The sequence below is a fragment of the Bacillus cereus group sp. BfR-BA-01381 genome, from assembly GCF_022663555.1.
Lineage (GTDB): Bacteria > Bacillota > Bacilli > Bacillales > Bacillaceae_G > Bacillus_A > Bacillus_A pacificus.
Genome location: NZ_JAKUFR010000046.1, coordinates 13,224 through 37,691, shown reverse-complemented (window position 1 = coordinate 37,691; position 24,468 = coordinate 13,224). Strand labels below are relative to the sequence as shown.

The following is a 24,468-nucleotide window of genomic DNA, read 5'->3' as shown; positions in this document are numbered from 1 at the left end:
ACACTTAAAAATCGTTATATTTTGTTCTTAATAAAAAACCACTACAAACTCATACTAACTTCATATTAGCTTCATATACGTATTGTAAGATTATATCGGAATTTGTTGAAAAATTTAACCAATATATGACTAAACATTAATTTGAATAAATATTAATCGCTTTTCGAAATTGAAAAAAGGGTGAATAAAAAATGGAAGCTTATAAAATGCACGATTTTATTAATACAAATGTTGAATCTCACCAAAATGAAACCGTTTTTAATTTACACATATGTGAAACAAATGAATTTGACGTAAGTTTAACAAAGTCTACAACACTGTCTTTTATCGTTTCAAAAAAGAACATTAAGATTGTTACGAAAAAATGGATTAATTCAAATCAAGAAAGCATGATTGGCAAAAGCTACATCATTCCAACGAAAGCTTTTCACTACTTCTTACCAATTATTTCTGAAACGGAAGATGAATTAAATATTCAAGTTCAAAGTTTTGGACTACATGGCGAACTTTTATTAAATGAAAGATTACTTATTGATAAAAACAACAAACACAATGCCAAAATTACTACCTTCTTTGAAACCTTAGATGAAAATGTAAATAAAGTATTACGAGGATTGCAAATTCATTGTATGTAAGACTATTACAATAGTAAAAAGGAGAATAAAATGAAAAAACTATTATTAAGCGCACTATTATCATTAGGATTTTTAACTATTCCATTCACAAATGCTGAGGCAGCTACAACAAATGATCAGCTTATCGTGAATACACAGTTAAATAAAATGGATTACTATCAAAACGGAAAATTCATAAAAAGTTTTACTGTCGCTACTGGAAAAGCAGCTACTCCTACACCTAAAGGTACTTTTCAAATCGTAAATAAAATTAAAAATCGTCCTTATTACACAGGCAAAATTAAAGGCGGCGATCCACGTAATCCACTTGGTGACCGTTGGCTCGGACTAAACATGGCAGGAACTTACGGAACAACTTATGCGATTCATGGTACGAACAATAACCAGGCAATTGGTAAGTGGACAACACTAGGTTGTATTCGTATGTATAACAATGATATACACTGGTTATTTGAGCGTATTCCCCAGCAAGCTACTGTCACTGTAAAATAACCTCAAAGCGCGATTTACATGTAGCCAAGAATTTTATGTCTTGGCTTATTTTATTTCTTCATTTACAGTAGCAAAACAACTGTATTTACATATATAATAGGAATAGATTGTGTTAGGTAACATCCAAACATTGATAAACATGGATATTAAAATTATACAGTTATAATATTTTATAAATTTTACAATACATACTATAATAGAATTACTGTAATTCTTAAATATTCAGTTTCACTAAACAACTCCCCTTGCTACTTTCATGATTATTTTATGGCGGGGGCTTATTATATGTATAAACAATCTGAGTCATCGGAAAAATGATGAATTCGAATATTGCAGTTAAAAGCGTTATTTAGGAGGTGTTACTATGACGCATATACTGGTGATTGAAGACAACCCAGATATACAAGAACTAATTCGTGAATTTCTAATGGCACAAAACTTTACTGTTGATGTCGTTGGTGCTGGAACAGAAGGTATACTTCTTTTCCAAAAAAATTCATACGATCTTGTCCTCCTTGATGTGATGTTACCAGATATAGATGGCTATAGTATTTGTAAAATTATGCGAGGACAATCTGATGTACCAATCATTATGTTAACAGGCTTACATAATGAAGAAAGTGAAATTAAAGGATTTGAATTAGGTATTGATGACTATATTACGAAACCGTTCCATTACACCGTATTTATTAAACGTGTAGAAGCTGTATTAAGAAGGGCAGCAACGAAGGAAGCCGAAGCTGCGACTATACTACAATTCCATGAATTGATGTTAAATTCTACAGCATACGCCGCTTATGTTCATGGTAATCAAATTGAATTGACAACAAAAGAATTTGAAATTATTTATACTTTACTGCAGAATCGAGGAAAAGTATTATCAAGAAGTGATTTGTTGAATAAGGTATGGGGCTATGAACATTATGGTGATGTAAGAGTTATAGATACACACATTAAAAACTTACGAAAAAAATTAGGAATTCCTTATATTAAAACGGTGAAAGGCATTGGCTACAAAATCGAATCGTAGCAAAGACAACATCACCAAAAATATTTTCATCAAAACCTTATTATTTTGTATTCTTTTATCACTTTGTCTTTATCAAGTTATTTACTTCTTAGCTTCAAACTACGATAAAGAACGTTTTGCGAAAGAAAATGGAACGCATACTACAGAACAAGCGGATTCAGATAAACAAAACGACCAAAGTAAAACGAATCAAAATAAAGCTGTATCACAGGGGGACATGTTTAATTTCCAATCTTCTATTATAGATTATAATTCTCTCTCTACAGCTATCAATCACCTTTTGCAGCCTAGCCAAACTGCAAAAGCAAAAGAACATACTCAAAATATTTCGGGGAAAAATAGCGCTTCTGCTCCACTTACAGAAACGGAAAAGCAAGTCGCTACTAATGATGCCTTACATAAACAAAATGCAGCAAATGATGCACAAGATAATCCAAAATTAACAGATGTACTGCAGCAATTAGCTCCACATATTGGCGCAACAATGCTTGCACTCTCTCTGCTTGGATCTTTAATTTATGCAAAACTAATTGCTAAACCTTTTCAATATATGAGTGATGCTTTAAAAGATATTATGAATCTTGATTTCTCAGATAAAAAACTACTCAACAAAAATACTGATCAAACAGATTTTAATTTACAAGTAGCTGCTTCACAAGTACCAAATATAGTGAAGAATTTACATGCGAGCAATCAAGATTTAAGAAATGAACTCAAAAAGGAGCAACAATTAGAACAATCTCGTAAAGAATTTATGTCTATGGTTTCCCATGAATTAAAAACACCAATCGCAGCCGTTATGGGACAACTAGATGGCATGATTCACGGAATTGGAGCTTATAAAGATAGAGATAAATATTTAAAACGTTCCTATGAAATGATGCAAGACATTAACATATTAACGGAAAAAATGTCGGAATTATCCAAAATACAAAACCCTCAATTTAAACCTGATTTAAAAGTTATCTCATTAACTAATATTATTGAGGACGTTATGAAGAAAGTAGATTATTTCGTATCTGTAAAGCAGTTAAATGTTCAATCTAACATTAAACAAGATGTACAAGTTTTAGCTGATCCTAAATTTATTCAAACTGCCATTTTTAACATTATTTCAAATGCAATTCATTATACAATTGACCATCAGCATGTATATATAAAGCTTTATGAAAAGCCAAACGGTTACGCATTAGAAGTATTAAATACAGGTTCACAAATAGATGAGGATAAACTTGCCCATTTATTTGAGCCATTCTATCGCGCAAACCCTGACAAACACGGCTTAGTACAAGGTAGTGGTCTTGGGTTATACATTGTAAAACAAATACTAGATAAACATCAATTTCCTTATGGTATACAAAACACGCCTCAAGGTGTAAAATGTTCTATTGTATTCCCAAAAGCAATGTAAAAACCTACTACAATTTCATATCCCAAATTCATACTTCGTATGAGTGGCGGAATTTTGTAGAGTATATGACTCTGTTTCGTTCGCCCGTTATCCTTATTTGGATAGCGGGCGTTTTTTATTATGTAAAAGGAGGATTTTCATGGAGAAATTTAAGTATTCATTACTCGTTTTATTCGGAGCTTGTAGCTACGGCGTACTTTCAACTATTTTCAAACTCGGATTCATTGATGGATTTTCAGCCCATCAACTATTAGGAGGTCAATATGTCTTCGGATGGATCGGTCTTCTTCTGCTCGTTCTTCTCGTTTCACGTCATAAAGTAACAAAAAAGCAATTCTTTTCCTTACTAACAGTTGGCACAACGATGAGTATGACCGGTATCTTCTACGCTATTTCTGTAGAAGAACTACCAGCATCTATCGCTGTCGTCCTGCTTTTCCAGTTCACATGGATTGGTGTCGTTATTGAAGCAATTGCAAACCGAACATTTCCAAGCCGTGAGAAAGTTATATCTATCATTATTTTATTTACTGGTACATTGTTTGCAGGCGGTGTCTTCGAAGGCCTCGGACAAAACTTTTCCACGAAAGGTATGATCTTTGGTCTATTAGCCGCCGTCTCTTTTTCATTCTATGTTTTTGCAAGCGGGCGTGTTGCTACAGAAGTTCCGCCTTATACGAAAAGCTTTCTTATGACAACAAGCGCTACTCTTATCGTATGCCTATTCTTCCCGCCAACCTTTTTAACCGATGGTGCCCTGCAAGCCGGCCTTTGGAAATATGCTTTCTTCCTCGGGTTGTTCGGCGTTGTCGTACCTGTCATTTGTTTTTCAATTGGCGTACCGAAAGTAGGAACAGGACTTGGTACAATACTAGGAGCAGCTGAATTACCAACCGCCATTATCGCTTCTATTACACTTGTACATGAAGTCGTAACGTTTATGCAGTGGATTGGGATCATCTTTATACTACTTGGGATTTTCACTCCTCAGCTACTTACCGCTAGGAAAGAAAAGAAACATAGTAGCGTGCATAGTGCATAACAAAAGACCTTTCATGTATTTGAAAGGTCTTTTTCTCTATCTCACTTTACCGCTCCATATAGCTTCCCTACCTCATGCTCAATTTGCTTTACATCAATTCGCTCAAATAGGGGCTGTACACTATCAATTCTACTTGGCAACGTATTTTGTGGTTCCCAATTTCGTTTCACAATCGATAATGTGTTTCTAACTCTTTCACTTGAAAATGGTAAAAACGGTTCAAGGAGATTTGCAAAATTAGCGATGAGATACACACAGTTATAAATCGTTTTTTCGCATGAAACGGGATTATCCTCCCTTTGTTTCCAGGGCTGCCTCTCATCGAAGTATTTATTTGCAAAACGTACTGCATCAAATATTGATTCTAGCGCCACCTTGAATGTAGTTTGCTCAATCGCCTCTCCTATATGTTTATATAATCCTTCTACTTTATCTTTCAGTTCTACATCAATACTTCCCTTCGGCACGATACCACCATAATATTTTTCAATAAACTTTAATGTCCGGTTCACAAAGTTTCCGTATGCACCTAACAATTCACTATTATGACTGTAAATAAATTCCCGCCATGAAAAATCAGTATCACGGTTTTCTGGTGCGTTCACTGTTAAAAAGTAACGAATAGAATCTGGATCATAGCGTTCTAATATATCAGGCACCCATACCGCCCAGTTTTTACTTGTAGATAATTTTCTTTTTTCCACTGTTAAATATTCATTCGAAACGATATGACGAGGAATTGCCCCTTCTCCTATTCCAAGCAATACCGCTGGCCAAATGATAGAATGAAACGGAATATTATCCTTTCCGTGCACATAATATGTTTTCGCTTCTCTATCCCAAAACTCTTGATCATCTTTCCCTGTTTTTTCAGCCCAATGTTTACTCGCCGAATAATACCCTGTCACCGCTTCAATCCATACGTAAATTTTCTTATCTTCATACCCTTCTATTGGAATTGGTACCCCAATTGGTAAATCACGTGACACAGCCCTATCTAGTAATCCTTCCTTTACATATCTCTCTGTTAGTTGAATCGCATTGTCGCGCCATGTTCCTGTTTGCTTTGCGGTTTCTACAGCCCTTTTAATTTGCTCCTGAAATGTATGCAACGCGAAATAGAAATGCTCTGTTTCCTGTACGGATGGTGCACTACCACATAACTTACATTTCTTTTCTAACAAATCGAGTGGATCTAAAATAGCTGAACACGCATCACATTGATCTCCTCTTGCTGCTTCATGACAATGCGGACATATTCCTTCTACATAACGATCCGGTAAAAACTGCGTACACGTTTCGCAATATGCTTGTTCCACTGTTTTTTTATAAATATGGCCTTCTTCTAATAAACGTAAAAAAACTTTTTGAACCGTTTTATGATGGTGCTCACTATCTGTACGTGTATAGCAATCATACGTAAAACCAAGGTTATGAAAACATCGCTGGAACTCTTCATGATACTTATTAGCAATTTCCTTCGCCGTCACACCTTCTTGTTTTGCCCGAATTGCAATCGGTGTTCCATTGCAATCACTTCCCGACACATACAACACATTCTCACCTTTTGCTCGGTAATAACGTGCTAAAATATCTCCAGGCAACAAACTCGCAATATGCCCAAGGTGTAATGAGCCATTTGCATATGGCCAAGCTCCTCCAATAAAAATACTCATTTTACATTCCTCCTTTTAAATATAAAAAGCCCCGCCCTTATCTAAAAAAAGATAAGGGCGGGGCTGTATAAACAGTCGCGGTACCACCTTATTTCGCCAATTACTCACATAATTAGCCTTAACGAGTACGGAGCTATATGCTCTTATACTGTGGTTTTGATAACGAGTACCAACTCTCGTCGCCGCCTACTATTATCATTTCATAAGTTCAGGACGAAGCTCAAAGGCCATTGTTCAAATGAATATTCTTGCTTCTTCTCAGCTACCGAAGCTCTCTGGACAGAATGATTTCATTCTACTTTTCCTTTTCAACGCTTTTACGTATAACAAGTATTGTACGACTTAATAACAGAAAAATCAAACTTTTATCCAAAAAGAAAAGGAAATCCCATCCTCCCGCCGAATACCTATACGTTCACAAAAGGAGTGATATGATTGAATCAAAAACAACTAAGCGCGCGGAATGAAAAAAGCTGGAATGCAGCTGCTTATGAAGCTTGGACGAATCGCCACGGGGCGCCAGCAGATTATGCAAAAAAGCTTATGGAAGATCCCATGCGCGAGGTAGATCACTATTTACCTTACATACAATCTCCAAAAGGAAAACGTATTATTAATTTACTCGGGTCAAAAGGAAATAAAGCTGTTGCTCTCGCTCTTTTAGGAGCTGACGTAACGGTTGTTGATATTTCAACAAGTAATGCAAAATATGCAAATGAACTTGCGGACGCAGCAGGTGTCTCTATTCAGTATGTCGTTTCTGATGTATTACATGTGCAACTATCAGAGTCATTCGATGTCGTATTGCTGGAACTTGGTGTACTCCATTACTTTCTCGATTTAAAACCGCTTTTTCAAAAAATTGCTACCTTGCTTAAGCAAGATGGAATGCTTATCCTTCGTGACTATCATCCTGTTTACACGAAATTATTAGGAGTCGACCACCCATCATTTCAGGCCAATGGAAATTATTTTGATGAAGAATTGATTGAAGATGATGTTGCTTATAGCATCCTTCTTACAGAAGCACAGAAAGAATCGCTACCTAAAACAACTATCCGTCGCTGGACGCTAGGAGAAATCATTACAACGCTCGCGGAAGCACATTTTAAAATTGAAAAACTAGTTGAAGAACATGGGCCCCATCAAAGATGGGTCTTCCCTCCTACTGCACCGGAAGGAATGGAAGAACGTGTGCCAGGTCTATATACATTAATTGCAACAGCATGCAAAAAAGGATCCCTTCACGGATAGGATCCTTTTTGCATGCTCACGCATATAAGTTGAGGTTGGAGATTACCATAATTCTGTAGAATAGGACACAAGATATTTCAACATTTCGTCTCTGACTTACGTCGTCAAAAAGGGGTATGACCAACATAACGAAGAGTAATGTTATTAGTTGATACTGATAATCGTTATCAACTAATTAGAAGTATACATGATGTTTTTTCAAATTACAATAGCATTTCTAATTTTTATTTATGAATTTTTTGATATACAAATGTATACATTTTAAGAACATTTACTCATATCAATCTGCCATCTTCCATTATCTGCTATAATTTTCATTGAACAGATTAATAACTTCATAATGATGTTTTTATTAATTCTGCTCTTAATATTTATAAATTATAATAAATAGTTTTTAAAGGTAGGGGTAACGATGAAATATGTTAGTATTCGAAAAAAACTACTGTTTACACTCTTAAGCATTTCTTCTTTATTTAGCATTGCTCTTATTGTTATTCTTTCATTCGCTATGAACCAAGCAAGTGAAATTGAAACGTTAAAAAATGATGTATCAAAACGAGCAACGATTTTAAAAGAACGCGGTGATTGGTTCCAAGCACAAGTTGCTGGTTTACAAGAATATTTACTGTCTCATGATCAAAAAGGATTGGATAAGTTTAACCGAGAAGGAAAAAAACTAGCTGATACTAGAGAGAAGGTAACAAGTGATAAAAAACTTCCAGAAGGAATGAAAGAAGCCATTTTAATGGGAGGGAAATGGCGCAGCGTCATAGATAATGAAGTCCTCCCTCTCGCTCGCGAAGGAAAATGGGACGAAGCATCCAAAATCGCTTTAGCTCAAACCGATTATGTAAATGACCTTTTAAGCCGTTTTACGAAATATGCAAATGAAGAAAACGATAAACGTGACGCATTAATTGCTGACGTAGAGTCTTCTTCATCTCTTATTCAATATATTATTTTCTTCTCACTTATTACATGTACAGTAACATCTATTTTATTAGCATGGTGGTTCTCTGGTAAACTCGTTAAACCGATACGACAAATTGATGAGAAATTAAAAGAATTAGCTTCTCAAGATGGTGATTTAACTGCTAGGTTGCACGTAACGAGTAAAGATGAAATCGGTGATATCGCCAATTCCTTTAATCAAATGCTCGCTAACTTACAACGCATAATAAAACAAGTGCAACAAACATCAACAAGTGTAAAAGAAGCATCTGAAAATGTGTTTATTGAAACAACTGCTTCTATGGAAAATACAGCAAAAACGCAAGAAACTATGAATGCTCTTGAGCATAATATTCGTTCACAAGTCTCCAGCATCGAAGAAAGTTCAACTGCAATGGACGATATGGCAACGAGTGTTCAACGTATTGCAGAATCCGCATCTTCTGTTGCTAGCCTAGCTGTTACTACTTCAGAAAAAGCTGATAGTGGTAATAAAGTCATTGAGAAATCTATTACACAAATGCATACCATTAATGAAGCTGTGAACGCTACATCACAAGTAGTGGAACGACTCATTACACATACAAATCATATTGATACTGCACTTCAATCCATTTCTAATATCGCGGAACAAACGAATTTACTCGCTTTAAATGCTTCCATTGAAGCGGCTCGTGCTGGTGAACATGGAAAAGGCTTTGCTGTTGTTGCCGATGAAGTACGAAAGCTTGCTGAACAATCTCAGCTAGCAGCAACTGATATTAACCATTTACTTCATCAAATTCAAGCAGATACAAAAATAGCATCTGAAATGATGACGCAAGGTCAGTCAGAGGCTTCTGAAGGCATTACAGTCATTCGTACTGCTGGATCTTCATTCTCAGAAATTGTTAACCACATTAACAAAGTCTCTACACAAATGCAGGAGGTGTCTGCAACTGCTGAAGAAATGGCCGCAAGTTCTGAAGAAATGAATGCAGCTTTAAATAACATTGCTTCTATTTCAAATGAAGTTGCCGCCGAAACATCACAAACAGCAACTTCAGCTGGTGACCAAGTAAACAAAATGAGTGTCGTTGCTAAAAAAGCATCTGAAATGAAAACGACCGTACAAGAACTTGAAGTTCTCGTTTCTCATTTCAAAACAAATGCTTAAAGTGAAAAAAGAGAGATTTACAATCTCTCTTTTTTCACTTTAAAATATCTCTTTCTATCTCTCATTCCGTCTGCTATAATTCCTAAAGGAAAGAAGAAAGCTTTGTTCCAGACGGAGTAAAGCTTTCTTTCAATTTTTTACATTTATTAATTCTAATACTAAGATTTCACAAAGGAGGCTTTTTATCATATGAATTTTATTAGCATTCGAAAAAAACTAATGTTCATGATGGGAACGATTTGCGCTTTATTTGGCATCGCCTTAGCTTTTATTTTATTTTTTGCTATTGATCAATCGCATCAAGCTGAAGCTTTACAAAAAGAAATTTCCCCTCTAGCAACAGAATTGAAAGAACGTGGAGACGCTTATCAAGTACAACTTTCTGCTTTAAGAGGTTATTTATTACAACATGATCAAGTCGAATTAGACAAGTTTAATGAGATGAGTAAACGTTTGGAGGATTCAAAAGATAAACTTCTTTCTAATCCAAATATTTCTCAATCCGTGAAAGATACAATGGAATCAGGATCGACTTGGAGAAAATTTATTGAAGAAAAAGTTTTCACTCTCGCAAAAGAACAAAAGTGGGAAGAAGCTTTACAAGTAGCTTATGCAGAAAATGGTACTGTTTATAAAGTAATTGGTGACTTCACAAATTATAGTAATGAACAAGCTAAGTTACGTGATCAATCTATCGAAAAAATCGATCAATCTTCGTTACAAATTGAATATGTTATCTTCCTATCACTTGTTATTTGTATTATCGTAGCTATCACACTTGCATGGTGGTTCTCTGGTAAACTTGTAAAACCAATTCAACAAATTGATAGCAAGCTAAAAGAATTATCATCTCAAGAAGGTGACTTAACAGCCCGTCTACAAGTAAATAGTAATGATGAAATTGGTACGATTGCAACATCATTTAATAAAATGTTAGAAAATCTACAACATATCATTAATCGTGTTCAAAAAACATCTGTGGAAGTACAAAACGCTTCTGAAAATATGCTAGAAAAGACAAATATATCACGTGAGGCAACGATAAGAGTTCAAAGCTCGATGTCCAACTTAAATGAAAGTATTCAATCTCAAGCCTCTAGCATGGAAGAAAGCTCAACTGCAATGGACGATATGGCAGTAAGCGTTCAGCGCATTGCTGAATCTGCTTCATCTGTAACTGAGCTTGCTGTAGTTACATCTGAACAAGCTAACGACGGAAGTACTGTTATTCAAAAATCTGTTTCACAAATGACAACGATACACGACGCGGTAAATGCTACGTCAGAAGTGGTCGAACGTCTAATCACTCACACGAAATATATTGATACAGCTGTACAATCTATTTCTAATATTGCAGAGCAAACAAACTTACTTGCTTTAAATGCCTCTATCGAAGCAGCTCGTGCTGGCGAACAAGGAAAAGGCTTCGCTGTCGTGGCTGATGAAGTTCGAAAACTTGCTGAACAATCTAAAACAGCGGCAACAGATATTAACCAATTATTACATCAAATTCAACAAGACACTGAAACTGCGAGCTCTATGATGTCACAAGGTCGTTCTGAAGCATCTGAAGGCATTCATGTTATTCGTGAAGCTGGCAATTCTTTCACAACAATTGTAGAACAAGTAAACAAAGTATCTACTCAAATGCAAGACATCTCAGCAACTGCTGAAGAAATGGCTGCAAGTGCTGAAGAAATGAACGCTTCACTGAATAACATCGCTTCTATTTCTACTGAAGTATCTAGTGAAACAGCGGCAACAGCACAATCTGCTGAGAAAAAAGTCGTTACGATGAATGAGATGACACAAACAGCTAAACAAATGAAACAAACAGTTGAAGAATTAGATCAACTCGTATCTCATTTTAAAACTGAATAGCCATTCCAAAAATATTCCTCTTCCAAGAGGGATATTTTTTTGAGCTCATTTCCTGCACTTTATGCATATATCCGTTATAATGAGAATCGATATCATTAATATGTAGGGGGTGCTACACATGTCACAACAAGCATTTGAAGAAAAGTTATATGCAAACTTAGAAGCTGTTATTGACCCTGAACTCGGTGTTGATATTATTAATCTTGGATTAGTTTATGACGTTACAGCAGATGAAAATAATAATGCTGTCATTACGATGACGATGACTTCTATCGGTTGTCCAATGGCTGGGCAAATTGTATCAGACGTTAAAAAAGTATTATCAACGAACGTACCTGAAGTCAATGAAATAGAAGTAAATGTCGTATGGAATCCGCCCTGGTCTAAAGAACGTATGTCACGTATGGCGAAAATCGCATTAGGTATTCGCGACTAAATAAAGTGAAACTTTAATCAGTGGGGGTTTTCCTCATCCCCACTGATTATCAGCCCTCACCAATCGGGATAAAGAAAGACCTGACATCCTAGTCAGGTCTTTTTCTCTTATTATTTTACGCCTACTGCATCATAAGCTTTCGTTACAGCTTGTACAGCTTTAGAGTTTTTACCATATAAATCTTCAGCTGACTGAAGTGCTGCTTGACGCATCATCTTAAAGTCAGAGTTTGCAGTTAAATATTTCGTAAGAGCACGGTAATAAATTTTTTCTGTCGCTTCACGGCCTACTCCTGTTACTTTCACGCCGTAATGCTCCCCGCCTTCAGATACTAAGTATGCAGCTTTATTATTAATGCTACTGTTAATATGAACGCCGCCATTATCAGCTGTTCCAGTGTAGCGTTTATTGTAATGATCTGGGTAACCTTCACCTGGTTTTAATGGGTTTGGAATAGACGCTGGATCTTTCAATGAACGCAGTGCATCACCAGGTTTACCAGGTGTATAAATGTCAGCACCTAAATCCCAGCTCTTCTTCTCAACCATAACACCCATAATATCAGATAACGATTCATTTAACGCACCTGATTCATTTTTATAAACAAGATTTGCTGTATGCTCAGTGACAGCATGCGTTAATTCGTGACCGATAACATCTAGTCCAGCAGATAATGGAATGAATGTTTTACCATCGCCATCACCATACATCATTTGCACACCGTTCCAAGCTGCGTTATTCCAGCTTTCTCCAACGTGAACAGTAGAAATTAGCTTCGCACCTTTATCATCGAAAGAGTTACGATTAAATGTCTTTTTGTAGTAATCATATACTTTCCCTGCATTTACATGCGCATCAACTGCCGCTTTATCTTCGAAGAACTTAGATTTACTCTTAACTTCTTCTCCCGTATACCCAAGAATTTGTGAGAATAGATTAAACCAGTTTTCGTCCATATTCTCTGCATCAAATGTATGGATACCTTGTCCTCGTTTACCATCAAATAAGTTGAATTCTCCTGTTTTCGTATCTTGAGCAATTTCAAATGATTGTTTACCGCCCAATACTCCATAACCAAATCCTGTAATGTGATCTACAGCGTTATATTTCTCAATCACATTTCCATTTGTCGCATCAACAAAGTAATGCCAATACCCTGGAGCTGGCTTTGAAATCGATGCTTTCACTAAGTATGCAAGATAGTAATTCCCATCTTTTTCATACACATATAAATCTTTTTTCACACCGTCATAATTCTTTACTTTACCAACTTCTTTTTCAATATCTGCCTTTGCAATTGTTTCTGCTTGCTCTGCGCTAATCTTTGCAAATGCAGGAATATTTTTATCCTCTAAATTCGGAATAACTTGTCCGAAGAATGCTTTTACATTATTCTCTTTATCTAGTGTAACTGTTTGATCTGAACCGTACACAGGAATGTTATTATGTTTCTCAACTAGCTTCACGTGTGTTGTACCGGATTCAGCATCTTTTTCTTCCCCAACGACATTAAAGTGTTTATCAATATTTCCTGCTAATTTGAACATATCTTTCTTACTCTCTAAATATTGAAAGACCGTCTCTTTTTTATCTAGTCCTTCCGGCGCTTTCCATTCTTCACCTATGTATGCAGGCGTTTTAAATTCTTGATGGTATTGAATTTTTTGTTCTTCCGCTTTCGTTGTCGTTGCTCCAAATGTTCCAAATCCCCCGGCGATAACAGTTAACGCTAATGCTGATGAAATGACTTGCTTTTTCACTATAACATTCCCCATTCCCATAAAGATTTTTGACACTTTTATACAATTCTTGTTTTTCAAGTTGATACCTTTCCCTAAAATTTGAGAAAGTTTTTTCTGACAATTCCACTCAAAAAAAGAGGACATCTATCGGATGTCCTCTTTTCAAACCTTTTATTGTTTTTTCAATTCAATTGCTAAATAGTGAGATTGCTCTTTCGCTACAATATGAATATCTTCCTCCACCGCTTCTGCCGCATCACGCATAACAAGTGTCTCACCATTTATTACGCTACTACCTTCAATTTGTACAAGATACAATTGACGGCCTTCTTTCACTGGAAAATGAATTTCTTTTCCAGCATGTAACGATAAAGCATATAAATTCGCATCTTGGTGAATTTGAATTGGTGCCCCGCCTTCTACTTGAGATACCATATGAAACCATTCATTTTCACGCTTGCTCCAATCAAATTTAAACTCACCATAGTTTGGTTTATGGTCCGCGCGATCTGGTAAAATCCAAATTTGTAGTAAACGTAATGTTTCATTTCCTAAATTATGCTCACTATGAAATACACCCGTACCCGCACTCATATATTGAACATGTCCACGCTCAATTGTTCCGCGGTTACCCATGCTATCTTCATGTGTTAAAGCACCGTCTACAACGTACGAAATAATTTCCATATCGCGGTGGGGATGCATATCAAAACCAGTTTGCGGTGCTACTAAGTCATCATTAATTACACGTAATGCACCGAAGTTCATGTTATTAGGATTATAATAATTTGCAAATGAAAAATGAAAATGTGTATTTAGCCAACCGTGATTTGCTCTTCCCATATTTTTATGATCAACTTTTCTAAACATATCCTTCACCTCATATTATCTCGAATTCAAGATTTATTTTAAATTTTTTCTCACTGTAACTTTTTTAGTAATTGTAGTAATTGATGTTGTTCCTCTACATTTAAATTTTGAAACTGCTTCGCTTGGAATGTTTCTTGAGGCGGGACGATTTCTTCATATAAAGCTCTTCCCTTTTCTGTTAACGAAATATATTTCGCAGTACCTTCTTGTTCACGACGAATCCACTCGAGCTGCTCCATTTTATTTAAAAGCTGCGTAATATTTCCCTTCGTAACAAATAGCTTATTTCCAAGCTCTTGCTGCGTTAAACGATCATGCCCTCCAACTTGAGCTAGTACATCAAACTGAGCGGCAGATACTTTCCATTCTTTCAAATGCTGATTCGTCTCACGAATACTTTTGTTATAAAAACGTGATAAACGAAACCATAATAGTAAACCTAGTCTATCTTCTGTTTTCATTTCATCACCTCGCTCGTTTCATACCATTAGTTTAGAACTAAACTTTATAAAAGTCAATTACTTATTTTTAGTAAGAAACAAAGAAAACACAGCGCTATTTCTCCACTATGCTTTACATTAACTTTCTATTTTTATATTCATCTAACTTCCTCTCCGCGAACTTTCTCGCATCTTTCTCAATCCATCTATCTTCGTACAATTCACTTCCAACATACAATACTTCGCTCTTATGCTGCATCGCATGACGAAATTCATGCAGTAGTGTTTTAAGGACTTGCTCATACTCTTCCCACATACAAACAAAAATTAATTGTTTTTCTTTATGATAAAAACCACCTACCGGGAATAAAAATTCCTCTTCTTCTTCTCCTAGTGATAAAAGGACATGATTCGCATCACACGTATCACAAAAAATAACCGGTGTTTTACATACTTCAATCAGTGAAAATAAATCGTCTCTAAGCCTTTTGACATCCCAAGGAAGCTCCGAATCCAACACATACCAATTCTCCACCTGTTGATATACATTTTGAAACTGGAGTTCCATTTCTCTTTATTCCCCTTTCCAAGCACCCTTTTTCTATATGTATGCCACAATATGGTAAATATTAAACGTATTCTTTCATCCTTGAAAAAATACCAATAAAAAAGGAACCTATGCCGACATAGATTCCTTTTCCGTAATCACTTTTTCATACATATCTTGTACTTTTATCTTTTTATTTAGTTAGTCTTCGTATCCCACTTAAAGACTTTATTTAAAAATTTATATACATTCTTTGACTCTTTTGTCAGAAGTGGACCTAAGATAGATAGTATAAGCACGTATAGTGCTGAGAATGGTTTCAAGACTGACATTAAACCACCGGCGATACCGATATTGGCCATAATGATGGAGAATTCTCCTCTTGAAACGATTGTTAATCCAATATTTGTTGACGCTTTATGAGATAATCCAGCTTGTCGTCCTGCAATCATCCCCGCTACAAAGTTCCCGATGATTGTAAGAAGAACCGCACCTAACGTTAACCATATCGCTCCGCCCAATGAGAACGGATCAATACTTAATCCGAAACTGAAGAAGAAAATAGCTCCGAAAAAGTCTCTAAATGGAACAACGAGATGTTCAATTCTGTCACTATGCTCTGTCTCAGAGAAAACTAATCCTAAAAGAAGTGCTCCAATTGCTTCAGCAACATGAATCGTTTCCGAGAATCCTGCAATAAAGAATAATGAAGCAAATACTACAATAATGAAAATTTCATCCGAACTAATATTGAGCAATTTATTTAATAATGGAGTCGCTTTTCTAGCTACAATAAAGAATAGAAGCATATATCCTAAAGCAATTCCAATTGAAGTAAGAGCACCTAGGAAGGAAGCATGATCTCCTAGAACTAAACCTGAAACGACTGATAAATATACAGCAAGGAATATATCTTCGAACATGATAATTCCTAAAATTAATTCGGTCTCATTATTACCAGTTCTTCTTAAATCTACTAACACCTTTGCAACGATAGCGCTAGAAGAAATCGTAATAATACCCGCAATAATTAAGATTTCTAGTAAAGGGAATCCCATGATAAATCCGTACAATAATCCAAGTGAAAAGTTAATTAAAATATAGATCGTTCCGCCAATCGCAATAGAACGTCCAGATTTAATTAGTTTTTTCATCGAAAACTCTAGTCCTAGATAGAACAGAAGGAACAGAACTCCAATCCGTCCAAGGAAAGAAATGACACTTGCACTTTCAATAAACTTGAAATCGATCACACCTATCGTCGGCGCGTGTGGCCCCACTAACATTCCAAGAACAATTAAAAATGGAATGACTGAGAATTTAAACTTTCCAGCAATTACTGCCGCAATTGCAACTAATACTAACGCTGTACCAACTTCAAAAATTAACGTATCCATCTAGTCAGTCCCCCTATTCGAAAGTAACTCATTAATAATTTTTTTAATTTCTTCTCTCTCGCCTGAAACTACAAGCATATCGCCTTCCTCAATTACTGTTTCTGGTCCTGGATTAAATAGCTTTTTCATATTCTTTTTCATAACTGCAATAATCGTTACGCTATATGTTTTTCTTATTTCAAGATCGCCGATTGTTTTTCCAAGCGCTGAAGCAGCATTCTCTACTTTAAACCACTCAATTGCCAACCCTTCAAAAACCATTTCAACATTTTCTAATGCTCTCGGCTTATATACCATTCCACCTAGTATGGCTGCAATTTGTCTTGCCTCTGAGTCACGTAATGAAATACTTGAGATACTTTCTTCATGGTCTGAATCAAAATGATACATTTCTCTACGCCCGTCATCATGAATAACAATCACCATCTTCTCGTTACCTTTCGTAACGATTTGAAACTTATAACCAATACCCGGAAGTTCACTTTCTCTAATATTCATATTTAGCTCCTCCACAACTTTTTATTTGAATTTTCTGTTTTTCTGTCTTTTATTCATCCAATCAACTTTAGAAACTCTAACCATTCAGGATACCTGTGACTTGGAAATCTTTTATTGTAATAATAAGTGGCTCCTAAAAAGATACTTAAAGATGTAACGATAAAAAATATATTACTTCTCATTTTCAAACTTTTAAGGCTTACTTTCCATAAAGTTTCTTCTTTCAAATTATCCCCTCTTTCTTGCGTTACATTTAGTTTTTTAAAATGTAAATAATTCTAAAAATATTATGATGTAACATAATCATAACATAAAACAAGTTTAAGTAACATAATTTTTTAGAAAAATTGATTCTCGTATATTTTTTGCATATAATTTTCTTATTACGGAAAAAAGGAAGTGTATTATATGGTTGATATCTTTAGCAGATTCCTTGAGGTAACGAATAATATTTTATGGTCATATATTCTTATTGCAATGCTAATCGGCTTCGGTCTTTATTTTTCTTTTAAATTAAAATTTGTCCAAATTACTCATTTCGGTGAGATGGTCAGTTTAATTAGTAAAGGATTTAATCGAAAAGAAAAAAAGAAAGATAGCATCTCCCCGTTTCAAGCATTTTGCTTAAGTGCAGCAGCGCGCATTGGTATCGGAAACTTAGCTGGTGTAGCATTAGCCATTTCAATGGGTGGACCTGGCGCAATATTTTGGATGTGGTTTATCGCAATTATCGGAGCAGCTACTAGTTTCGTAGAATGTACGCTCGCTCAAATTTATAAAGTAAAAGATGGCAGCAGATTCCGTGGTGGGCCAGCATATTACATGGAAAAAGGATTAAACAAACGCTGGATGGGTGTTTGGTTCTCACTTCTTATTACAGTTGCGTACGGATTAATTTTCAATTCTGTACAAGCAAACACAGTAACAATAGCATTTGAAAATGCTTTTGGACTAGAGCGAACGATCGTAGGGGCTCTATTAGCTTTATTAGTTGCAGTTATTATTTTTGGTGGTATTAAGAGCATTTCACGTATTACGGAAATGATTGTTCCTCCAATGGCAATCATTTATATTGGTGTGGCTATTTTTGTCGTGATTAACAACTTTACTATGTTACCAAGCATTTTTATGGAAATATTTAATGGTGCATTCGGCTTAGACCAAGCTATCGCGGGTGGTATTGGAGCAGCAATCAAGTTCGGGATTCAGCGCGGTCTATTCGCGACAGAAGCAGGTATGGGTAGCTCGCCTAACGCAGCCGCAACATCAGATGTATCTCACCCTGTAAAACAAGGACTTGTTCAAGCATTAGGAGTGTTCGTAGACACATTCTTAGTATGTACATCAACAGCATTTATCGTATTATGTTCTGGACTTTACAAAGGAACAAATTTAAAAGGTATCGAATTAACACAAAATGCATTAAGTTCACAAATCGGACCGTGGGCAAGCACTTTCTTAGCGATTATTATTTTCCTATTCGCTTTCAGTTCGCTTCTAGGAAACTACTATTATGGTGAAACAAACATCGCATTCATTAAAGAAAGTAAAACATGGTTAATGATTTATCGCGTTGCAGTTGTCGGAATGGTATTCTTCGGATCAATCGCTGCCCTTCAAACAGTTTGGAGCTTAGCTGATTTATTCATGGGACTAATGGTATTCACGAACTTAATTGCCATCTCATTCCTAAGCAAATTCGCCTACGCAGCACTAGTAGACTATTTGAAGCAAAAGAAACAAGGAAAAGATCCTGTTTTCGTTGCAAGTTCTATCCCTGGCTTACAGAATACAGAGTGCTGGGATGGACAGGATATAGAAGAAAAACAGAAGGCTGTGTAATAATTAAAAGCGGAGGCGGCTCGTCCAGAATCGCAGGCTATTTGGAGCTCTCGACCTTGAAGCGCTTTTTGCTTCGAGCGAGAGAGCGAAATGACCGGAGATTCTAGCCACTGGAGCTGGATATCACTAAAAGCGAAAGCGGCTCGTTTAGAACAAAAAATTATATATCAAAGCAAATCCCTATTACTCCACGGTAATAGGGATTTTTATTTACAACAGTTCATAATTTGTTCAAATTAATTCCAGCAAAAGGGTTGATTTATACGAATTACTAGATTATAATAATTATAAATTAGTAATTGATATCACATAACAACTCAAAAGGAGATTGATCATAATGAACAAACAAGTAATCGAAGTATTAAACAAACAAGTAGCAGACTGGAGCGTTTTATTCACAAAACTACACAACTTCCATTGGTACGTAAAAGGACCTCAATTCTTCACATTACACGAGAAATTTGAAGAACTTTACACAGAATCAGCTACTCACATCGACGAAATTGCAGAACGCATTTTAGCAATTGGTGGTAAACCAGTAGCAACAATGAAAGAATACCTAGAAATCTCTACTATTCAAGAAGCTGCATACGGAGAAACTGCAGAAGGGATGGTCGAAGCAATCATGAAAGACTACGAAATGATGCTAGTCGAACTGAAAAAAGGCATGGAAATCGCTCAAAACTCTGACGACGAAATGACATCTGACCTACTACTAGGCATCTACACAGAACTAGAAAAACACGCTTGGATGCTACGTGCGTTCTTAAATCAATAATAGACTTTAAAGCGGAGGTGACTTGCTCAGAACTGGAGGGCATTGGAGCTCCTGACGAAGAGGCGTTTTTTGCCTCACAGGAAGGCGCGAAATGACCGACTGTTCTAGTCACCGGAGCTGGATATTACTTAAAAGCGGAAGCGGCTCGTTCAGAGTCGCTTTTTTCTATGGAATGGTCGCGCGTATCAGTACATGAAATTTATATCAACGATTTTCCCTATATATCGACGATTTTTCAAATATATCAACGATTTTTTCATTATATCGACGATTCGACATAGGATATCGACTTACCGACAAATCACAACAAGATCTGCGTCCCTCTCCCCTACTCTCATCAATATATTACAATCTCTTTTATGTTAAAATATAGTAACATAGATTCAAAAAAGCTTTTCCATATTCATCATTTACTATTTAAATGGCGGGAGTGGTTCAGTTGAAAGACTACTTAATTAGAGCATTTTTTGCGTTAATAACAGTTGGGATTGTCTTACTTATAGCTAATATTTTCAACATACGTATCGAGGTGAAAGACTACGCTTTCCTCGTTGTAGTAGCAATTGGTGGCGGCTGGGGTGGCTGGTACTTGTATAAAAAACAAAGTAATCAAAATGATAAAGGCATTCCAAAGTAATACGGAATGCCTTCTTTTTATTTCCGCCTATAATAAATAATGACATTCAAACCGCTAATACAAACTATCCCAATAAACATATCAAACGACACCGAATCTCCACCTAAATTATACTCATCAACAATAAACCCAGACATAAACAACGTAATCGCCGAAACACCGATACACAATATCGAAATAAACCAAAGAGAAAATTCATTAATTAGCTCTTTCTTCTGTATTGAAACAATTAACATAACAAGAATAGATGCTGCTAAAATACTTTTAAAAACCGGCCTTAAATACACAAACTCCTCCATCTATTTCTCCTTTTCCCAAAACATTATATCTCAACATTAACATATTTAACCAAATTAAAAACACATGCCTTTTGAAGATAAAATGACATGTGTTTCCAATAATCTCTATAAAATTGTATTATGATAATTGCTTCCACTTCGTTCCTAAAACAGGACGCTCGTAATTTTGTATTTCATGAATTAATTTATCAGCTGTCTCAGCTGAAACGATTAACTCTTTATTTGACGGATTCATAAATCCTTCTTCCGCTGCGCGTTCAACCATTTGCAAAATTGGTCCATAAAAATCTTTTATGTTCAATAAACCAACTGGCTTATTATGTATACCAATTTGTGACCAACATACTACTTCAAATAGCTCTTCAAACGTTCCATATCCGCCTGGCAGTGCGATGAAAGCATCCGAAAGCTCTGCCATTTTCGCTTTACGTTCATGCATCGTTTCTACTTCAATTAATTCTGTTAACCCTGTATGAACGATCTCTCCTCGGAATAGACCGCGCGGCATAACACCTGTTACACGCCCTCCTAAACGAAGTACTTCATTTGCTACTTCTCCCATTAATCCAACGCAAGAACCACCGTATACAAGCTCATAGTCGTTCTCAACAAACATTTTTCCTAACGCTATTGCCTGCTCTTTAAATTCTGGTCTCTCCCCTAAGTTGGAACCTGCAAACACACAAATCTTTCTCATCCTTACACCCCGAAACTATATATTGTTATGATACAATGAACATTGTACAACATATTGAGGGGATGAGAAAGAAATGGATATCGTTGCATTTCAAAGATGGGTTGAGGAATTTTACGAAAAACGAAGCTGGTCACAGTATAATGCTTTTATTCGCTTAAATTTCTTAACAGAGGAAATTGGGGAAGTTTCACGCGTTGTTCGCGCAATCGAAATCGGTCGCGATCGTCCTGATGAAGACGCTAAGACAGAAGAAGAGCTAAAACAAGAACTAAAAGAAGAACTTGGTGATGTACTATCTAATCTTATTATTCTTTCACAAAAATATGATTTAGATTTGCAAGACATTATGGACGCACACGTCACAAAGCTTTCGAAAAGGTTTGAAACATCCAAATGAGAATATTATCAATTATGATATAATATTCTTGTCACAATACTAAGGGGGATTTTATGTTATCTAAAAAATTGCACGATGCACTAAACGATCAAATGAACTTTGAGTTTTACTCTGCCCACGCTTATATGGCAATGGCTGCTTACTGTACAGCCGAAAGCTATGATGGATTCGCTAACTTTTTCCTTGTACAAGCTGAAGAAGAACGTTTCCACGCAATGAAGCTTTACAACTACATTAATGACCGCGGTGAGCGCGCTATTATTACTGGATTTGATAATCCAAATAACGAATATGACTCTGTACTGAACGCTTTTGAAGTAGCACTTGAGCACGAGCGTGAAGTAACAAAACGTATTTACAATCTATCTGATATCGCTTGGGATGAGCGTGAACACGCAACAATTACATTCTTAAAATGGTTCGTCGATGAGCAAGTAGAAGAAGAAGCTTCATTCGATAGCATCATCCAAAAATTAAAACGTATTACAAGCGATTCAAACGCATTATTTATGTTAGATGCTGAATTAGAGAAACGTACATTTACGCCTCCAGCTGAGTAGTATTTCAATCACCTTAATAAATGGATTAAGGTGATTTTTTATTTCTTCTCTCAGCTGAATAACCCTCGCCACATCTTTCTTATAAAACCTAGAAACCTTTTCAACAAAATCACTATGAGTAAAAGTCCCATCGCCTTCTTCTACTATGCTCAAATATCCATGTATCAATTTCAAAAACGCTCTAGCATCTTCTCCAGTTAATTGATCAATGTTATCTATAATCTCGTCAAACTCCTTTAAGATATCCTGTTCTTCCAACCTAATTCCCCCTCTCTGTATTATTTATCATACCAAAACAAAAAAGTCGTTCATCCCTCTAAGCGAGAGATAAACGACTTCTTTACTATTTATTAAAGCATAACCCCAACGATAACCGCTGATAATATACTTACTAACGTTGCACCGTATACAAGTTTTAATCCGAATGATGATACAACGTTTGCTTGTTTACCATCGATACTCTTCGTTGCACCTGCAATAATTCCGATTGATGAGAAGTTCGCAAATGATACAAGGAAGATGGATAAAATACCTACTGTACGAGCTGATAAATCACCAGCTACTTTACCAAGGTCAAGCATTGCAACGAATTCGTTCGTTACTAATTTCGTTGCCATAATTTGTCCTGCTGTTAGCATCTCTGATGTTGGGATACCCATTACGAATGCTAATGGTGAGAAAATGTATCCTAAAATGCTTTGGAATGTGATTCCGAAAATTGAATCGAAAACACCATTAATTGCTGTAATTAATGCTACGAAACCGATTAACATCGCCGCTACTGTTACAGCGATAGAGAAACCAAGCATAATATATTCGCCTAACATTTCAAAGAATGTTTGCTTTTTATCTTCTTGTAATTCTAAAATGTCGTCTTCTTCTTTCACGTCATATGGATTAATAATATGAACGATAATGAATCCACTAAATAAGTTTAATACAAGTGCCGTTACTACATATTTTGGATCAATCATTTTCATATAAGAACCGACAATTGACATCGATACTGTTGACATGGAAGATGCACAAAGTGTGTATAAACGATTTTTCGGTAATTTGCTTAATTGATCTTTTACTGTAATGAATACTTCCCCTTGACCAACAATCGCAGCTGCTACTGCATTATATGATTCTAGTTTCCCTAAACCATTCACTTTACTTAATAGGAAACCGACTGCACGAATGATAATCGGTAAAATTTTAATATGTTGTAAAATCCCAATTAATACTGCTAAGAAAATAATTGGTAATAATACTGTTAAGAAGAATGGTGCTTGTCCATCATTTGCTAGACCACCAAATACGAAATTAACCCCTGCTTCCGCAAATTTTAAAATAGCGCCAAACCCATCTGCAATCCCTTTTACTAATACAAATCCGACTTTTGTATTTAGTAAGAAATATGCAAGTACCAATTGAATGACAAGCATAAGTGCAATTGGTTTATATTTAATTTTCTTACGATCTGAACTGATAAGGAAACCTAGTACAAATACTACAAGTAAACCGACTAGAAACATTACTATTTTCATATGTGAATCCTCCACTTCTCCCACGAGTTATCGGTCGTATAACGAATGACGTCTGACCATTGATGTTAAAAAAATTTAAAACCCCTAAATACTATTCAACTATCATCTAAAATCAGTAAGCGTTTACATAAATTGCAATTTATTAAAGGTAGCCTCTTCTCTCCTACCATACTTGAAAGTCTGAAATTGATACCACCTACAAATCAAATTGTAAGCGTTATCTAACTGAAAAGCAATATAAATTTAAAAAGATTTTTATATGTTAATA

At 35.8% G+C, this 24,468-nt stretch carries 24 protein-coding genes, 1 pseudogene and 1 other annotated feature; of the genes and pseudogenes, 14 read left to right on the top strand and 11 right to left on the bottom strand.

The genetic code is table 11. The annotated features are described in order from the left end of the window. Positions 1-191: 191 nt before the first annotated feature. The 5 genes from MR079_RS16700 (at position 192) to MR079_RS16680 (ending at position 4,610) form a co-directional block, all read left to right on the top strand. Positions 192-635: a DUF3978 domain-containing protein gene (locus MR079_RS16700; RefSeq protein WP_000388752.1), complete on the top strand. Its 444-nt coding sequence runs from the start codon at positions 192-194 to the stop codon at positions 633-635. A gap of 30 nt (positions 636-665) precedes the next feature. Continuing rightward, complete coding sequence (locus MR079_RS16695; RefSeq protein ID WP_000735052.1) at positions 666-1,127, top strand: L,D-transpeptidase; 462 nt, start codon at positions 666-668, stop codon at positions 1,125-1,127. Positions 1,128-1,491: 364 nt separating this feature from the next. After that, positions 1,492-2,157 carry a response regulator transcription factor gene (locus MR079_RS16690; RefSeq protein ID WP_000148833.1) on the top strand — a complete coding sequence of 222 codons (666 nt, stop codon included), beginning with the start codon at positions 1,492-1,494 and terminating at the stop codon, positions 2,155-2,157. Next, positions 2,135-3,568, top strand: coding sequence for a sensor histidine kinase (locus MR079_RS16685; protein ID WP_242294321.1), 1,434 nt, complete (start codon positions 2,135-2,137; stop codon positions 3,566-3,568). Before MR079_RS16690 ends, MR079_RS16685 begins: the two co-directional genes overlap by 23 nt. Positions 3,569-3,707: 139 nt before the next feature. Further along, positions 3,708-4,610: an EamA family transporter gene (locus tag MR079_RS16680; protein ID WP_242294320.1), complete on the top strand. Its 903-nt coding sequence runs from the start codon at positions 3,708-3,710 to the stop codon at positions 4,608-4,610. A gap of 41 nt (positions 4,611-4,651) precedes the next feature. On the opposite strand, the gene metG is transcribed toward MR079_RS16680, so the two are convergent. Beyond that, positions 4,652-6,286 (bottom strand): methionine--tRNA ligase, encoded by a 1,635-nt coding sequence (gene metG / locus MR079_RS16675; protein WP_242294319.1) that lies wholly within the window; start codon positions 6,284-6,286, stop codon positions 4,652-4,654. A gap of 50 nt (positions 6,287-6,336) precedes the next feature. Then, positions 6,337-6,607, bottom strand: a binding site (T-box leader). Positions 6,608-6,721: 114 nt separating this feature from the next. Here metG and MR079_RS16670 point away from each other — a divergent pair. From MR079_RS16670 to MR079_RS16655, 4 genes are all read left to right on the top strand, one after another. Then, positions 6,722-7,540, top strand: coding sequence for a class I SAM-dependent methyltransferase (locus tag MR079_RS16670; RefSeq protein ID WP_139868281.1), 819 nt, complete (start codon positions 6,722-6,724; stop codon positions 7,538-7,540). Between the two features lie 412 nt (positions 7,541-7,952). Beyond that, entirely contained in the window at positions 7,953-9,647 is a 1,695-nt protein-coding gene (locus tag MR079_RS16665; protein WP_242294318.1) for a methyl-accepting chemotaxis protein, read from the top strand. Between the two features lie 189 nt (positions 9,648-9,836). Next, on the top strand, positions 9,837-11,528 hold the full coding sequence (locus tag MR079_RS16660; protein ID WP_139868285.1) for a methyl-accepting chemotaxis protein: 1,692 nt from the start codon (positions 9,837-9,839) through the stop codon (positions 11,526-11,528). Positions 11,529-11,646: 118 nt separating this feature from the next. Continuing rightward, positions 11,647-11,964 (top strand): metal-sulfur cluster assembly factor, encoded by a 318-nt coding sequence (locus tag MR079_RS16655; RefSeq protein WP_000082521.1) that lies wholly within the window; start codon positions 11,647-11,649, stop codon positions 11,962-11,964. Between the two features lie 110 nt (positions 11,965-12,074). Here the strand turns inward: MR079_RS16655 and nprB are convergent, their stop codons facing one another. The 6 genes from nprB to MR079_RS16625 all read right to left on the bottom strand — a co-directional run bounded on the left by nprB (position 12,075) and on the right by MR079_RS16625 (position 17,458). Further along, positions 12,075-13,724 (bottom strand): neutral protease NprB, encoded by a 1,650-nt coding sequence (gene nprB / locus MR079_RS16650; protein ID WP_139868287.1) that lies wholly within the window; start codon positions 13,722-13,724, stop codon positions 12,075-12,077. 153 nt (positions 13,725-13,877) lie between these two features. Then, positions 13,878-14,576, bottom strand: a complete 699-nt coding sequence (locus MR079_RS16645; RefSeq protein ID WP_000488943.1) for a pirin family protein — start codon at positions 14,574-14,576, stop codon at positions 13,878-13,880. A gap of 50 nt (positions 14,577-14,626) precedes the next feature. After that, complete coding sequence (locus MR079_RS16640; RefSeq protein ID WP_139868289.1) at positions 14,627-15,037, bottom strand: MarR family winged helix-turn-helix transcriptional regulator; 411 nt, start codon at positions 15,035-15,037, stop codon at positions 14,627-14,629. A gap of 112 nt (positions 15,038-15,149) precedes the next feature. Further along, entirely contained in the window at positions 15,150-15,584 is a 435-nt protein-coding gene (locus tag MR079_RS16635; RefSeq protein ID WP_000422825.1) for a DUF3920 family protein, read from the bottom strand. 176 nt (positions 15,585-15,760) lie between these two features. Continuing rightward, positions 15,761-16,960, bottom strand: coding sequence for a cation:proton antiporter (locus MR079_RS16630; RefSeq protein WP_087955042.1), 1,200 nt, complete (start codon positions 16,958-16,960; stop codon positions 15,761-15,763). Next, entirely contained in the window at positions 16,961-17,458 is a 498-nt protein-coding gene (locus tag MR079_RS16625; protein ID WP_139868291.1) for a cation:proton antiporter regulatory subunit, read from the bottom strand. A 408-nt stretch (positions 17,459-17,866) separates the two neighbouring features. On the opposite strand from MR079_RS16625, the gene MR079_RS16620 reads away from it, so the two are divergent. From MR079_RS16620 to MR079_RS16610, 3 genes are all read left to right on the top strand, one after another. Beyond that, positions 17,867-19,300, top strand: coding sequence for an alanine/glycine:cation symporter family protein (locus tag MR079_RS16620; RefSeq protein WP_139868293.1), 1,434 nt, complete (start codon positions 17,867-17,869; stop codon positions 19,298-19,300). A 337-nt stretch (positions 19,301-19,637) separates the two neighbouring features. Then, entirely contained in the window at positions 19,638-20,078 is a 441-nt protein-coding gene (locus tag MR079_RS16615) for a Dps family protein (protein WP_001041892.1), read from the top strand. A 439-nt stretch (positions 20,079-20,517) separates the two neighbouring features. Further along, positions 20,518-20,715, top strand: a complete 198-nt coding sequence (locus MR079_RS16610; RefSeq protein ID WP_000656322.1) for a hypothetical protein — start codon at positions 20,518-20,520, stop codon at positions 20,713-20,715. A 17-nt stretch (positions 20,716-20,732) separates the two neighbouring features. Here MR079_RS16610 and MR079_RS16605 read toward each other — a convergent pair whose 3' ends face one another. Together MR079_RS16605 and MR079_RS16600 are read right to left on the bottom strand one after the other, a co-directional pair. After that, entirely contained in the window at positions 20,733-21,014 is a 282-nt protein-coding gene (locus MR079_RS16605; RefSeq protein ID WP_242294317.1) for a hypothetical protein, read from the bottom strand. Positions 21,015-21,132: 118 nt separating this feature from the next. Further along, a complete protein-coding gene (locus MR079_RS16600; RefSeq protein ID WP_001225729.1) occupies positions 21,133-21,711 on the bottom strand; it encodes an LOG family protein in 579 nt (192 codons plus the stop codon). 73 nt (positions 21,712-21,784) lie between these two features. Here MR079_RS16600 and MR079_RS16595 point away from each other — a divergent pair, with 73 nt between their 5' ends. Both MR079_RS16595 and MR079_RS16590 read left to right on the top strand, forming a co-directional pair. Next, positions 21,785-22,108, top strand: a complete 324-nt coding sequence (locus MR079_RS16595) for a MazG nucleotide pyrophosphohydrolase domain-containing protein (RefSeq protein WP_242294316.1) — start codon at positions 21,785-21,787, stop codon at positions 22,106-22,108. 53 nt (positions 22,109-22,161) lie between these two features. Next, complete coding sequence (locus MR079_RS16590) at positions 22,162-22,668, top strand: ferritin (RefSeq protein WP_000949389.1); 507 nt, start codon at positions 22,162-22,164, stop codon at positions 22,666-22,668. 36 nt (positions 22,669-22,704) lie between these two features. On the opposite strand, the pseudogene MR079_RS16585 reads toward MR079_RS16590, so the two are convergent. Beyond that, a pseudogene (locus tag MR079_RS16585) lies at positions 22,705-22,926 on the bottom strand (hypothetical protein); the annotation flags it as partial. 92 nt (positions 22,927-23,018) lie between these two features. Next, positions 23,019-24,200: a NupC/NupG family nucleoside CNT transporter gene (locus MR079_RS16580; protein WP_000706846.1), complete on the bottom strand. Its 1,182-nt coding sequence runs from the start codon at positions 24,198-24,200 to the stop codon at positions 23,019-23,021. Positions 24,201-24,468 lie beyond the last annotated feature (268 nt).

Bases quoted from the DNA above. Each gene is read 5' to 3' on its own strand.
- MR079_RS16700 (WP_000388752.1), top strand. From the start codon at position 192: ATGGAAGCTTATAAAATGCACGATTTTATTAATACAAATGTTGAATCT.
- MR079_RS16695 (WP_000735052.1), top strand. From the start codon at position 666: ATGAAAAAACTATTATTAAGCGCACTATTATCATTAGGATTTTTAACT.
- MR079_RS16690 (WP_000148833.1), top strand. From the start codon at position 1,492: ATGACGCATATACTGGTGATTGAAGACAACCCAGATATACAAGAACTA.
- MR079_RS16680 (WP_242294320.1), top strand. From the start codon at position 3,708: ATGGAGAAATTTAAGTATTCATTACTCGTTTTATTCGGAGCTTGTAGC.
- metG (WP_242294319.1), bottom strand. From the start codon at position 6,286: ATGAGTATTTTTATTGGAGGAGCTTGGCCATATGCAAATGGCTCATTA.
- MR079_RS16665 (WP_242294318.1), top strand. From the start codon at position 7,953: ATGAAATATGTTAGTATTCGAAAAAAACTACTGTTTACACTCTTAAGC.
- MR079_RS16660 (WP_139868285.1), top strand. From the start codon at position 9,837: ATGAATTTTATTAGCATTCGAAAAAAACTAATGTTCATGATGGGAACG.
- MR079_RS16655 (WP_000082521.1), top strand. From the start codon at position 11,647: ATGTCACAACAAGCATTTGAAGAAAAGTTATATGCAAACTTAGAAGCT.
- MR079_RS16645 (WP_000488943.1), bottom strand. From the start codon at position 14,576: ATGTTTAGAAAAGTTGATCATAAAAATATGGGAAGAGCAAATCACGGT.
- MR079_RS16640 (WP_139868289.1), bottom strand. From the start codon at position 15,037: ATGAAAACAGAAGATAGACTAGGTTTACTATTATGGTTTCGTTTATCA.
- MR079_RS16635 (WP_000422825.1), bottom strand. From the start codon at position 15,584: ATGGAACTCCAGTTTCAAAATGTATATCAACAGGTGGAGAATTGGTAT.
- MR079_RS16630 (WP_087955042.1), bottom strand. From the start codon at position 16,960: ATGGATACGTTAATTTTTGAAGTTGGTACAGCGTTAGTATTAGTTGCA.
- MR079_RS16625 (WP_139868291.1), bottom strand. From the start codon at position 17,458: ATGAATATTAGAGAAAGTGAACTTCCGGGTATTGGTTATAAGTTTCAA.
- MR079_RS16620 (WP_139868293.1), top strand. From the start codon at position 17,867: ATGGTTGATATCTTTAGCAGATTCCTTGAGGTAACGAATAATATTTTA.
- MR079_RS16615 (WP_001041892.1), top strand. From the start codon at position 19,638: ATGAACAAACAAGTAATCGAAGTATTAAACAAACAAGTAGCAGACTGG.
- MR079_RS16605 (WP_242294317.1), bottom strand. From the start codon at position 21,014: ATGGAGGAGTTTGTGTATTTAAGGCCGGTTTTTAAAAGTATTTTAGCA.
- MR079_RS16600 (WP_001225729.1), bottom strand. From the start codon at position 21,711: ATGAGAAAGATTTGTGTGTTTGCAGGTTCCAACTTAGGGGAGAGACCA.
- MR079_RS16595 (WP_242294316.1), top strand. From the start codon at position 21,785: ATGGATATCGTTGCATTTCAAAGATGGGTTGAGGAATTTTACGAAAAA.
- MR079_RS16590 (WP_000949389.1), top strand. From the start codon at position 22,162: ATGTTATCTAAAAAATTGCACGATGCACTAAACGATCAAATGAACTTT.
- MR079_RS16580 (WP_000706846.1), bottom strand. From the start codon at position 24,200: ATGAAAATAGTAATGTTTCTAGTCGGTTTACTTGTAGTATTTGTACTA.